We start from the raw sequence: 12,894 nt of genomic DNA, 5'->3' as shown, positions 1-12,894 counted from the left end.
GAAAGAGCCTGCAATGCATCAATTGACTCTGGCCGAGATCGCCCGCGGTCTCGCCGACAAAAAGTTTTCTTCCGAAGAGCTGACCACGACCCTGCTGGCGCGTATCGCCGAGCTGGACCCTAAGGTCAACAGCTTCATCAGCATCACCGAAGAGCTGGCCCTGAGCCAGGCCAAGGCCGCCGACGTACGTCGCGCCAACGGTGAGAACGGCGCCCTGTTGGGTGCGCCGATTGCCCACAAGGACCTGTTCTGCACCCAGGGCATTCGCACCAGTTGCGGCTCGAAGATGCTCGACAATTTCAAGGCGCCCTACGACGCCACTGTGGTCGCCAAGCTGGCCGCTGCCGGGGCCGTGACCCTGGGCAAGACCAACATGGACGAATTCGCCATGGGCTCGGCCAACGAGTCGAGCCACTACGGCGCGGTGAAAAACCCGTGGAACCTTGAGCACGTGCCCGGCGGTTCGTCCGGTGGTTCGGCGGCCGCGGTTGCCGCTCGTCTGTTACCTGCCGCCACGGCCACCGACACTGGCGGCTCGATCCGCCAACCGGCCGCTTTCACCAACCTCACCGGCCTGAAACCGACCTACGGTCGCGTTTCCCGCTGGGGCATGATTGCCTACGCCTCCAGTCTCGACCAGGGCGGCCCCCTGGCACGCACCGCTGAAGACTGCGCAATTTTGTTACAAGGCATGGCAGGCTTCGATCCGCAGGACTCCACCAGCATTGATGAACCCGTGCCGGACTACAGCGCCAGCCTGAATACCTCGATCAAAGGCCTGCGCATCGGCGTGCCGAAAGAATATTTCAGCGCCGGCCTCGACCCGCGCATCGCCGAACTGGTGCACAACAGCGTCAAGGAGCTGGAAAAGCTCGGCGCCGTGATCAAGGAAATCAGCCTGCCGAACAACCAGCACGCGATTCCGGCCTACTACGTGATCGCCCCGGCAGAAGCGTCCTCCAACCTGTCGCGGTTCGACGGCGTGCGCTTCGGCTACCGCTGCGAAAACCCGAAAGACCTCACCGACCTGTACAAGCGCTCCCGTGGCGAAGGTTTCGGCGCGGAAGTACAACGCCGGATCATGGTCGGTGCCTACGCCCTGTCGGCCGGCTACTACGACGCGTACTACCTCAAGGCGCAAAAGATCCGTCGCCTGATCAAGAACGACTTCATGGCTGCCTTTAATGAAGTCGACGTGATCCTCGGCCCAACCACGCCGAACCCGGCCTGGAAGATCGGCGCCAAGACCGGCGACCCGATCGCCGAGTACCTGGAAGACCTGTACACCATCACCGCCAACCTCGCCGGTCTGCCGGGCTTGTCCATGCCTGCAGGTTTCGTCGATGGCTTGCCGGTGGGCGTGCAACTGCTCGCCCCGTATTTCCAGGAAGGCCGCCTGCTCAATGTGGCGCACCAGTACCAGTTGAACACTGACTGGCACACTCGCACCCCTACCGGCTTCTGAGGAGAACACTATGCAATGGGAAGTCGTGATCGGGCTGGAGATTCATACCCAGCTCGCCACCCAATCGAAGATTTTCTCCGGTAGCGCCACCACGTTCGGCGCAGAACCCAACACCCAGGCCAGCCTGGTAGACCTGGGCATGCCCGGCGTGCTGCCGGTGCTGAACCAGGAAGCGGTGCGCATGGCGGTGATGTTCGGCCTCGCCATCGATGCCGAGATCGGCCAGCACAACGTGTTCGCCCGCAAGAACTACTTCTACCCGGACCTGCCCAAGGGCTACCAGATCAGCCAGATGGAATTGCCGATCGTCGGCAAGGGCTACCTGGACATCCCACTGGAAGACGGCACCATCAAACGTGTCGGCGTGACCCGTGCGCACCTGGAAGAAGATGCCGGCAAGAGCCTGCATGAAGAATTCAACGGCGCCACCGGCATCGACCTGAACCGCGCCGGCACCCCGCTGCTGGAGATCGTTTCCGAGCCGGACATGCGCAGCGCCAAGGAAGCCGTGGCCTACGTCAAGACGATCCACGCGCTGGTGCGTTACCTCGGGATCTGCGACGGCAACATGGCCGAAGGCTCCCTGCGTTGCGACTGCAACGTGTCGGTGCGGCCAAAGGGCCAGGCCGAATACGGCACCCGCTGCGAGATCAAGAACGTCAACTCGTTCCGTTTCATCGAGAAGGCGATCAACACCGAAGTACGTCGCCAGATCGAGTTGATCGAAGACGGCGGCAAGGTGATCCAGCAGACCCGCCTGTACGACCCGAACAAAGACGAAACCCGCGCCATGCGCAGTAAGGAGGAAGCCAACGACTACCGTTACTTCCCCGATCCGGACCTGCTGCCGGTGGTCATCGAGGACTCGTTCCTGGCTGACGTGCGCGCCACGCTGCCGGAACTGCCACCGCAGAAACGCGAGCGTTTCCAGGCGCAGTTCGGTCTTTCGGTGTATGACGCAAGCGTGCTGGCGTCGAGCCGCGAGCAAGCCAACTACTTCGAAAAAGTCGTGAGCATTGCCGGCGACGCCAAACTGGCGGCCAACTGGGTGATGGTTGAGCTGGGCAGCCTGTTGAACAAACAGGGCCTGGAAATCGACGAAGCACCGGTGTCGGCCGAGCAACTGGGCGGCATGTTGCTGCGGATCAAGGACAACACCATCTCCGGCAAAATCGCCAAGACCGTGTTTGAAGCCATGGCCGCCGGCGAAGGCAACGCTGACGAGATCATCGAGAAGCGCGGCCTGAAACAAGTCACCGACAGCGGCGCGATTTCGGCCGTGCTCGACGAGATGCTGGCAGCCAATGCCGAGCAGGTTGAACAATACCGTGCGGCGGATGAAGCCAAGCGGGGCAAGATGTTCGGCTTCTTTGTCGGCCAGGCGATGAAAGCCTCCAAAGGCAAGGCCAACCCGCAACAGGTCAACGAACTGCTGAAAAGCAAACTCGAAGGCTAAACGCGGTGAAATGGTCGGAGCAGGACCTCACGTCCAACTCTGACCCCTTGTGGGAGCGGGCTTGTGTGGGGCGGGCTTGCTCGCGAAAGCGGTGGATCAGTCAGCCTATTCGTTGCCTGACACACTGCATTCGCGAGCAAGCCCGCTCCCACCCAAGCCCGCTCCCACATCTGTAAGGGGGAAACCTTGAAAATGAAGCGTCTACTCGGCCTGTTGGCCCTGTTCTCTCTGCTCGCCGGCTGCGCCAGCGGCCTCATCGACCCCAACGGCTATGACGAAACCGGCTCCGCTTCCTACTACGGCGCCAAACACCACGGCAACCGCACTGCCAGCGGTGAACCGTTCAACCAGAATGCCCTGACCGCCGCCCATCGTCGCCTGCCCTTCGGCACGCAGGTGAAGGTCACCAATCTCGACAACAACAAAAGCGTCGTTGTCCGCATCAATGATCGCGGCCCGCATACCCGTGGGCGCCTGATCGACCTTTCACGCAAGGCCGCCGAACAGATCGGTATGATCGGCAGCGGCACCGCGCGCGTTCGCGTGCAAGCCCTCAGCAACTGACCGACGGAGCCCAGGCCATTTCCGCATTAACCGCCCTCTCGCCCTTTAGCCTGATCGAACTGATCAGCGGCCTGCTGCTGTTGATCTTCGGCGCAGAAGTATTAGTGCGCGCCGCTGTGCGCCTGGCGGCCAGCCTCAAGGTGCGCCCGCTGATCATCGGCCTGAGCATCGTCGCCTTCGGCAGCAGCGCGCCGCAGATGGCGATCAGCTTGCAAGCGACCCTGGCGGACAATACCGACATCGCCGTGGGCAGTGTGATCGGCAGCAGCATCTTCAACACCCTCGTGACCCTTGGCCTGGCAGCCCTGATCATTCCGCTGCGGGTCTCCCGGCAACTGGTACGCCTGGATATCCCGATGATGATCATCGCCAGCCTGCTGGTGTTTGTGCTAGCCGCCAATGAAGAACTCACGCCGATCGATGGCCTGTTACTGCTGGTGGCCCTGGTGGCCTACCTCGGCGTGCTGCTCTACCAGACCCGCCACTCCCGCCGCCCGCGCACCCGGGACACTGTGGTGCAGGCGCCGTGGCTGAGCAGCGTGCTGCTGATGCTCGGTGGACTGTTGATCCTCGTACTGGCCGGGCACCTGCTGCTGGGCGCGGCGGTGGACGTGGCCTCTGACCTGGGCCTGTCGGAACGCATCATCGGTCTGACGCTGATTGGCGTCGGCACTTCCCTGCCCTGCCTGGCCACCTCGCTGATCGCCGCCCTGCGCGGCCAGCGGGAAATTGCCGTGGGCAACGTGATCGGCAGCAACCTGTTCAACCTGCTTGGGGTGCTGGGCTTTACCGCCCTCGTGGCGCCCTCGCCGTTGTCGGTGTCGCCCAATGCCCTGGATTTCGACCTGCCGGTAATGCTCGGCGTGGTCGCCCTGTGCCTGCCGGTGTTTTATTCGGGCTACCGCGTCACCCGGGCCGAAGGCCTGGTGTTCCTGGGCCTGTACCTGGTGTACGGGCTGCACGTGGTGTCGTTCACCTTCGGCATGCCGCTGGCCAACAAGCTTGAACAACTGATGCTGTATTACGTCCTGCCAGCGCTGGTGGCTTTCCTGTTGTTCACCTCGCTGCAAGCCTGGCGCCGCCAACACAAGAGGGAATCGCAATGACCGAACAGAAAAAGCCCGGCGTTGAAATGCGCCGCCAGGTGATGGGTGATGTGTTTGTCGATCGGGCGCTGGGCAATGCCACGGAGTTCAGCCAGCCGCTGCAGGATTTCGTCAACGAGCATGCCTGGGGCAGCGTGTGGAATCGCGAAGGGTTGCCGCTGAAAACCCGCAGCCTGATCACCCTCGCCGCGTTGACCGCCCTCAAGTGCCCGCAGGAACTCAAGGGCCACGTGCGCGGCGCGCTGAACAACGGTTGCACCGTGGAGGAGATTCGCGAGGCGCTGCTGCATTGTGCGGTGTATGCCGGTGTGCCGGCGGCGATTGACGCCTTCCGCGCCGCTCAGGAAGTGATCGACAGCTACCAGAAAGACGCCTAGATCCAGCCACCCGCCTGCAACACGAAAATCCCGATATTCGTGGTCACCGCCGCCATCAGGGTGGTGATCACGATAATCGCGGCCGCCAGTTCATGATTGCCCTGCGCCGCCCGCGCCATGACAAAACTGGCCGCCGCCGTGGGCGCGCCGAAGTACAGGAACAGAATCCCCAGTTCCGGCCCGCGAAACCCCAGCAGCCATGCGCCAAGGGTGGCGAGCACCGGTAGCCAGACCATCTTCATCAGGCTGGCACTCAGGGCCATGTCGCCGCTTTTACGCAGTGCCGCCAGCGACAGCGTGCCGCCGATACAGATCAACGCCAATGGCAACGTCATGTCCGCCAGGTACTGCCCGGAGGACTCCAGCCAGCCAGGCAAGCCAATCTGAAAGTACGCGAAGGGCGCCGCCGCGATCACGCTGATGATCAACGGGTTGGCCAGCACGCTTTTGAAAATGCTCCACGGGTCGGACTTGATCACCGGGCTGTACACCGCCAGCACAATGGTCGACAGGGTGTTGTAGAACAGGATCACCAGCGCCGCGAGCACCGCGCCAAGGGAAATCCCGTAGTCGCCGTACATACTGGCGGCCAGGGCCAGGCCGATCACACCGTTGTTACCGCGAAACGCGCCTTGGGCATAGATGCCGCGATCTTCCCGCGGGCACCGAAAGATCGCCCAGCCCCAGGCCAGGGCGAAGCTCACCAGCGTGGCGACGGCGAAGTAGATCAGCAGGCCGGGCTTGAGGGCTGAATGCAGGTCGGCATGGAGAATCCCGAGGAACAGCAACGCCGGCATAGTGACGTTGAACACCAGGGCCGAAGCGATGTGGATAAAGTTGTCGTTGATCCAGTTGATGCGCTTGAGCAGGACGCCCAGGAACAGCATGGCAAACACCGGCGCGGTGATGTTCAGGGTTTGTAGGAAGATTGCCAGCATGCCGGAGAGAACCTTGGGTGGGCGTCGGTAGGTGGCTAATGATAAGCCAGCATGGCCAGCTTCGTCTGGACTACCGCTTTCGCGAGCAAGCCCGCTCCCACATTTGACCGAGTTCTACCTTTGGAATGCAGTCAAATGTGGGAGCGGGCTTGCTCGCGAAGCAGGCGACTCGGTCTTAAGTAATCGGCGCGGGATTGAACAACGTAATGTCGTTATGCAGCTTGTGCTGCTCCGCCCACGTCTGTTTTTTGCCGCTGGCCACATCCAGATAGAAGTGGAACAACTCCCAACCCAACTCCTCGATCGTTGCCCGCCCAGTGGCGATCCGCCCGGCATCGATATCAATCAGGTCCGGCCAACGCTGCGCCAGCTCGGTGCGCGTCGAAACCTTCACCACCGGCGCCATCGCCAGCCCATAGGGCGTGCCACGCCCGGTGGTGAACACATGCAAATTCATCCCCGCCGCCAACTGCAACGTGCCGCACACAAAATCACTCGCCGGCGTGGCGCAAAAGATCAGGCCCTTGCGATTGAACCGCTCGCCCGGGCCAAGCACGCCATTGATCGCACTACTGCCCGACTTGACGATGGAACCCAACGACTTCTCGACAATATTCGACAACCCACCCTTCTTGTTCCCCGGCGTAGTGTTGGCGCTGCGATCCGCCTCGCCCTTGGCCAGGTAGCGGTCGTACCAGTCCATTTCCCGCACCAGTTCCCGGGCCACGTCCTGGTTCTCGGCACGGGAAGTCAGCAGGTAGATCGCATCGCGCACTTCGGTCACTTCGGAAAACATCACCGTCGCGCCCGCCCGCAGCAGCAAATCCGAGGCATAACCCAGCGCCGGGTTGGCGGTAATCCCCGAGAACGCATCACTGCCGCCACACTGCATGCCGAGGATCAACTCCGACGCCGGTACGGTTTCCCGCCGGCGCAGGTCGAGTTTCTTCAGGCGGGTTTCGGCCAGTTCCATGATCTGTTCGATCATTTCGGTGAAGCCGTGGCTGGAGTCCTGCAACCGATACAGCCATGGCTCACTCAGGTCCACCGAGCTGTCGTTTTCATGCATCACCTGCCCGGCCTGCAACTTCTCGCAACCCAGACTGATCACCAGGGCTTCACCGCCCAGGTTCGGATTGCGCGCCAGGTTACGCACGGTGCGGATCGGGATGTAGGCGTCGGTGGCCGTGATCGCCACGCCGCAGCCGTAGCTGTGGGTCAGCGCCACCACGTCATCGACGTTCGGGTACTTGGGCAGCAACTCGTCCTTGATGCGCTTCACCGCATGGTCCAGCACGCCCGTGACGCACTGCACCGTGGTGGTAATCCCGAGGATATTGCGCGTGCCCACGGTGCCGTCGGCATTGCGATAACCCTCGAAGGTAAAACCTTCCAGCGGCGCCTGGGTCTCGGGCACTTCAGTGGACAGCGGCAAGCTGTCCAGCGGCGGCGCCGTGGGCATGCGCAGTTGATCTTCCTGCACCCAACTGCCGCGGGGAATCGGGCGCAGGGCATAACCGATGGTCTGGCCGTAGCGAATGATGCGGCCGCCTTCGGGGATGTCTTCCAGCGTCACCTTGTGGCTTTGGGGAATGAAATCCACCGTCACCAGGCCGTCGGGAAACTCGGTCCCCGCCGGTACGCCCTGGTCGTTGACCACAATCACCACGTTATCCAGCGCGTGCAAACGGATGGAGCGTGGCGAATCGGCATGTTCAATCAACTGCATGACGCGGGCCCCTTCAGGAATGCGCTTGGGAAAGTTTAGTCAGCTCGGGGCCTTTGGCTGGCGGCTCCTTGAGCACTACACGCTTGATCGGGCCAACGATTACCAGGTAGCTGAACACCGCCAGCAATGCGTTGGCACCGACAAACACCAGCGCCCACTTGAAGGAGCCTGTGGTGCTGATGATGTAGCCGATCACGATCGGGGTGCTGATGGAGGCCAGGTTGCCGAACATGTTGAACAGACCGCCACTCAAGCCAGCGATTTGTTTCGGCGAGGTGTCGGACACCACCGCCCAGCCCAGTGCGCCAACGCCTTTACCGAAGAAGGCCAGGGCCATGAAGCCCACCACCATCCATTCGATGTCCACGTAGTTGCACGCGACAATGCTACTGGAAATCAGCAAGCCACCAATGATCGGCGCCTTGCGGGCGAAGGTCAGCGAATGGCCCTTGCGCAGCAGGTAGTCGGAAATCACCCCGCCCAACACGCCGCCGATAAAGCCGCAGATCGCCGGCAAGGACGCGATGAAGCCGGCCTTGAGAATCGTCATGCCGCGCTCTTGAACCAGGTACACCGGGAACCACGTCAGGAAGAAATAGGTGATGCCATTGATGCAGTACTGGCCCAGGTACACGCCGAGCATCATGCGGTTGGTCAGCAACTGACGGATGTAATCCCACTTCGGGCCGTCGGTTTTCTTGCCTCTGCCCTTGTCCTGGTCCATGTCGACCATGGCCCCGTTGGCAGCGATGTGCTGGAACTCGGCCTCGTTGATCATCGGGTGCTGGCGCGGGCTGTGGATAACTTTCAGCCAGATCAGCGAGAACACGATACCGATGCCGCCCATCACCACGAACACGTGCTGCCAGCCGAAGGTGTAGACGATCCAGCCCATCAGCGGCGCGAACAACACGGTGGCGAAGTACTGCGCCGAGTTGAAGATCGCCGAGGCGGTGCCGCGTTCAGCCGTAGGAAACCACGCCGCCACGATGCGCGCATTTCCGGGGAAGGATGGCGCTTCAGCCAGGCCCACCAGGAAGCGCAACATGAACAGCGCAACGATGGCCGTGGAAACACCGAACTCACCGACATAGCCTTGCAGCACGGTGAACAGTGACCAGGTGAAGATGCTCAGGGCGTAGACTTTTTTCGAACCGAAGCGGTCCAGCAGCCAGCCGCCGGGAATTTGCCCGGCCACGTAGGCCCAACCGAATGCGGAGAAGATATAGCCAAGGGTGACCGCGTCGATGCCGAGGTCTTTTTGCAGGCTGGAGCCGGCAATGGCGATGGTGGCCCGGTCGGCGTAGTTGATCGTGGTCACCAGGAACAGCATGAGCAGGATCAAATAGCGGACATGGGTCGGCTTGGTCGCTTGCATGAAGATGTACTCCCACTAATTATTTTTTTTGCGGGTAATCAAATTGTAAGCCTGTGGCGGGCACGGACCCGCCACAGGGTGCAGCCGTTACGAACCGATGTAGCTGGTTTTCACCACGGTGTAGAACTCTTGCGCATAGCGACCCTGCTCACGCGAACCGTAGGATGAACCCTTACGGCCGCCGAATGGAACGTGGTAATCCACACCGGCAGTCGGCAGATTGACCATCACCATCCCGGCCTGGGAATGACGCTTGAAGTGGTTGGCATACTTCAGCGAGGTGGTGGCGATACCGGCCGAGAGGCCGAACTCGGTGTCGTTGGCCATCGCCAGCGCCGCCTCGTAATCCGCCACGCGCACCACGTTGGCCACTGGGCCGAAGATCTCTTCGCGGCTGATGCGCATTGTGGCTTCGCTGTCGGCAAACAGCGTCGGCGCGAGGAAGTAGCCTTCGGTGTCGCACGTCACCAGCTCACCGCCGCTGACCAGCCGGGCACCTTCGCTCTGGCCGATGTCGATGTACTTCAAGTCCTGGTCCAACTGCGCTTGGGAGACGACCGGGCCAATGTCGGTACCGCTTTTCAGCGCGTGGCCGACCTTGATCGACTTCATCCGCTCAGCCACGGCGGCGACGAACTGGTCGTGAATCCCGGCGGTGACGATAAAGCGGCTGGACGCGGTGCAACGTTGGCCGGTGGAGTAAAACGCGCTCTGCACCGACAGCTCGACGGCTTGCTTGAGGTCGGCGTCGTCGAGAATGATCTGCGGGTTCTTGCCGCCCATTTCCAACTGCACCTTGGCCTGGCGCGACACGCAGCTGACGGCGATCTGACGACCCACGCCCACCGAACCGGTGAAGCTGATGCCGTCGACTTTCGGGCTGTTGACCATGGCATCGCCGACCACACGGCCGCTGCCCATCACCAGGTTGAACACACCGGCAGGGAAGCCGGCGCGGGAGATGATTTCGGCCAGGGCCCAGGCGCAGCCCGGTACCAGCTCAGCCGGCTTGAGCACCACGCAGTTGCCATAGGCCAGGGCCGGGGCGATCTTCCAGGCCGGGATGGCAATCGGGAAGTTCCACGGCGTGATCAGGCCAACCACGCCCAACGCCTCACGGGTCACTTCAACGTTGACGCCCGGACGCACCGACGGCAGGTAGTCGCCGGACAGGCGCAGGCATTCACCGGCGAAGAATTTGAAGATGTTACCGGCGCGGGTCACTTCGCCGATGGCTTCCGGCAGGGTCTTGCCCTCTTCCCGGGCCAGCAGGGTGCCGAGTTCTTCGCGACGGGCGAGGATTTCGGTACCGACTTTATCCAGCGAATCATGACGCGCCTGGATCCCGGAAGTGGACCACGCCGGAAAAGCAGCGCGCGCAGCGTCGATGGCCGCGTGGACCTGGGCGAGGTCAGCCTTGGCGTATTCGCCAATGACATCAGACAACTCCGACGGATTGATGTTGGCCGAGTAGTCGGCGCCGGCAACCCACTGGCCACCGATGTAGTTTTCAAAACGCTTGGCTTGGGACACGAATTCTCTCCTGACGCAAAAAGCCGCTGATTACTCAGCGGCCTTGGTGATGGGTTATTGCGCGCCTTGCTTGTCGATCAACGCGGCCAGGGCTTCGTATTCTTCCGGCAGCAGATCGGTCAGCGGCGTACGCACGGGGCCTGCGTCGTAACCGACGATTTTCGCCCCGGCCTTGACGATGCTCACCGCGTAACCGGCCTTGCGGTTACGGATGTCGAGGTACGGCAGGAAGAAGTCGTCGATGATCTTGCCGACGGTGGCGTGATCTTCCCGGGCAATGGCGTGGTAGAAATCCATCGCGGTTTTTGGAATGAAGTTGAACACCGCCGAGGAGTACACCGGCACGCCCAGGGCCTTGTAGGCAGCGGCGTAAACCTCTGCAGTCGGCAAGCCGCCCAGGTAGCTGAAACGGTCACCGAGGCGACGACGGATCGACACCATCAATTCAATGTCACCCAGGCCGTCCTTGTAACCGATCAGGTTCGGGCAGCGCTCGGCCAGGCGTTCCAGCAGCGGCGCGGTCAGGCGGCAGACGTTGCGGTTGTAGACCACTACACCGATCTTGACCGACTTGCACACCGCTTCAACGTGGGCGGCAACCCCGTCCTGGCTGGCTTCGGTCAGGTAGTGCGGCAGCAGCAACAGGCCTTTGGCGCCCAGACGCTCGGCTTCCTGGGCGTACTCGATGGCCTGGCGGGTGGCACCGCCGACACCGGCAAGAATCGGCACGCTGGTGGCGCAGGTATCAACGGCGGTTTTCACCACTTGCGAATATTCGCTGGCCGCCAGGGAGAAAAACTCACCGGTGCCGCCAGCGGCGAACAAGGCGGTAGCGCCGTAAGGGGCCAGCCATTCCAGACGCTTGATGTAGCCCGCCTGGTGGAAATCACCCTGGGCATTGAAATCGGTCACCGGGAAAGACAGCAGACCGTGAGAGAGGATGGACTTCAGTTCTTGTGGATTCATTATTCGAACACCCTGGGCGAAGACTTTCTGTTGTGAGATTACGGATGGTTATCTTGATGTCGTACGTCATCGTACAACTATAAAAATATTCGTCAACTGCAATTCATCGCCGCCCTTCTCGATTGCTGCTTTCTTGACGTAGGAAGTTTTTCCTCTATGCTCGGGATAACTGTATATACGTACAGTTATTACGGAAGATTCCTACGACGTAGCAAGGAGCTAACATGTCAGATCTTGAACTCGCCACACCTGTGAAAACCCCACCAACCCTGCGTTTTGAAGGCGGCGAACACACCGCCATCGGCGACGACACCCTGTTGCGTTTCGTCAAGGACGCCCCGCCGATTCCCGCGCGGCAGGTCGAATTGCACCTGCCCAATGGCCTGGCCCTGAGCTACGGCCAGATCATCGCCCTGGGCGGTGATTTCTATGGCATCCCCGGGCGCCCCATCAACGAAGGCACATCGCCCGCTGATCGTGTGCAGCGCTTTACCGATGCATTCAACTCGCTGGCGGTATTGCCAGCATCACGGGAAGAAGCGGGCAAGATCCTGGCGGTGATGCAAAAGGAGATCAATGCGGTCAACCAGGCGATCAAGGATGGCAAGCAACCCCATGAAGCCTATGACGCGCTGGGTGACACCTTGTCCGAGGAATGGAACCGCATCACCGGCGGCGGCAGTGCCGTCTCGGCGCTGATTCCACTGGGGCGCTACCTGAAACTGGCGGCAGACAATGCCGACCACTTTGGCGAATGGGCTTTGGCGGCCTATCTGGCGGGGCATACGGCAGCCTTGCAACAAGCCGTCGTGGCGCATCAGACCGGCACCGACCAGGCGCTGGAACTGGCCTATGCCATGAACAGCTTTGCTGATCACTTTTTGACCGATCTATTTTCCGCCGGGCACCTGCGGGTACCGCGCAAGCAACTGGCGGCGGTGGTGACACCGGGTGAACTGGGCTCGCTGATCAGCCGCTTCATGCACGATGAAGACAGCAAGTTCGGGCTCAATGTGCGCAACGCCCTGGGCGAGCAGTGGCATGCCTACGGTGATAAACGCTATTTCGACAGCAACGATGCGGCCAACCGCGCCATGGTCAAACGCGCCGTGCAGGCCTCGGCCGATGAGATCTTCGAAACGTTTATCAGCGGCATGGCGCCCTCCCCGGCCAACTTCAAGGCACCGCTGTATGTGCCGGACCTGAACGCCGCGCAGAACCCGGCGAACAACTTCTCACCGCTGTTCAAGGCTGAAGGCGACAAGGTGCTGCGACGCAAGGACGTCAACAACCTGAACGACAAGCAGTGGACCAATGACTGGTGGGGTTGGAGCACGTATCTGCTGCTCAAGGACTACAAGCCGAATCAGCCGGCCTGAAAG

General features: G+C 61.5%; 11 protein-coding genes. 6 read left to right on the top strand and 5 right to left on the bottom strand.

Going from position 1 to position 12,894, the window contains the following annotated elements; all coding sequences use genetic code 11:
• Window positions 1–13: 13 nt before the first annotated feature.
• The 5 genes from gatA (at window position 14) to HX818_RS17235 (ending at window position 4,968) form a co-directional block, all read left to right on the top strand.
• Window positions 14–1,465: an Asp-tRNA(Asn)/Glu-tRNA(Gln) amidotransferase subunit GatA gene (gene gatA / locus HX818_RS17255; protein ID WP_003216075.1), complete on the top strand. Its 1,452-nt coding sequence runs from the start codon at window positions 14–16 to the stop codon at window positions 1,463–1,465.
• Window positions 1,466–1,475: 10 nt separating this feature from the next.
• The gene (gene gatB / locus HX818_RS17250) at window positions 1,476–2,921 is read left to right on the top strand and encodes an Asp-tRNA(Asn)/Glu-tRNA(Gln) amidotransferase subunit GatB (protein WP_003216073.1); all 1,446 of its coding nucleotides are present in this window, start codon (window positions 1,476–1,478) and stop codon (window positions 2,919–2,921) included.
• Between the two features lie 192 nt (window positions 2,922–3,113).
• Window positions 3,114–3,485 (top strand): septal ring lytic transglycosylase RlpA family protein, encoded by a 372-nt coding sequence (locus HX818_RS17245; RefSeq protein ID WP_003216071.1) that lies wholly within the window; start codon window positions 3,114–3,116, stop codon window positions 3,483–3,485.
• Between the two features lie 59 nt (window positions 3,486–3,544).
• The gene (locus HX818_RS17240) at window positions 3,545–4,591 is read left to right on the top strand and encodes a calcium/sodium antiporter (RefSeq protein ID WP_032899620.1); all 1,047 of its coding nucleotides are present in this window, start codon (window positions 3,545–3,547) and stop codon (window positions 4,589–4,591) included.
• A complete protein-coding gene (locus tag HX818_RS17235; protein WP_003216068.1) occupies window positions 4,588–4,968 on the top strand; it encodes a carboxymuconolactone decarboxylase family protein in 381 nt (126 codons plus the stop codon). Before HX818_RS17240 ends, HX818_RS17235 begins: the two co-directional genes overlap by 4 nt.
• Here the strand turns inward: HX818_RS17235 and HX818_RS17230 are convergent.
• The 5 genes from HX818_RS17230 to kdgD all read right to left on the bottom strand — a co-directional run bounded on the left by HX818_RS17230 (window position 4,965) and on the right by kdgD (window position 11,512).
• Window positions 4,965–5,906 carry an AEC family transporter gene (locus HX818_RS17230; protein ID WP_177020454.1) on the bottom strand — a complete coding sequence of 314 codons (942 nt, stop codon included), beginning with the start codon at window positions 5,904–5,906 and terminating at the stop codon, window positions 4,965–4,967. The genes HX818_RS17235 and HX818_RS17230 overlap by 4 nt on opposite strands.
• Window positions 5,907–6,081: 175 nt before the next feature.
• The gene (gene garD / locus HX818_RS17225; RefSeq protein WP_177020453.1) at window positions 6,082–7,635 is read right to left on the bottom strand and encodes a galactarate dehydratase; all 1,554 of its coding nucleotides are present in this window, start codon (window positions 7,633–7,635) and stop codon (window positions 6,082–6,084) included.
• 13 nt (window positions 7,636–7,648) lie between these two features.
• On the bottom strand, window positions 7,649–9,013 hold the full coding sequence (locus HX818_RS17220; protein WP_167662905.1) for an MFS transporter: 1,365 nt from the start codon (window positions 9,011–9,013) through the stop codon (window positions 7,649–7,651).
• A gap of 87 nt (window positions 9,014–9,100) precedes the next feature.
• Window positions 9,101–10,546 (bottom strand): aldehyde dehydrogenase family protein, encoded by a 1,446-nt coding sequence (locus HX818_RS17215; RefSeq protein WP_177020452.1) that lies wholly within the window; start codon window positions 10,544–10,546, stop codon window positions 9,101–9,103.
• Window positions 10,547–10,600: 54 nt separating this feature from the next.
• Entirely contained in the window at window positions 10,601–11,512 is a 912-nt protein-coding gene (gene kdgD, locus HX818_RS17210; RefSeq protein ID WP_003216058.1) for a 5-dehydro-4-deoxyglucarate dehydratase, read from the bottom strand.
• A gap of 224 nt (window positions 11,513–11,736) precedes the next feature.
• Here kdgD and HX818_RS17205 point away from each other — a divergent pair, with 224 nt between their 5' ends.
• Entirely contained in the window at window positions 11,737–12,891 is a 1,155-nt protein-coding gene (locus HX818_RS17205) for a hypothetical protein (protein ID WP_003216055.1), read from the top strand.
• The last annotated feature ends 3 nt before the right edge of the window (window positions 12,892–12,894 follow it).

Source organism: Pseudomonas sp. F9001 (assembly GCF_013385435.1).
In the GTDB taxonomy this organism is placed as follows: Bacteria; Pseudomonadota; Gammaproteobacteria; order Pseudomonadales; family Pseudomonadaceae; genus Aquipseudomonas.
This window is presented reverse-complemented; position numbering and strand designations above follow the sequence as displayed.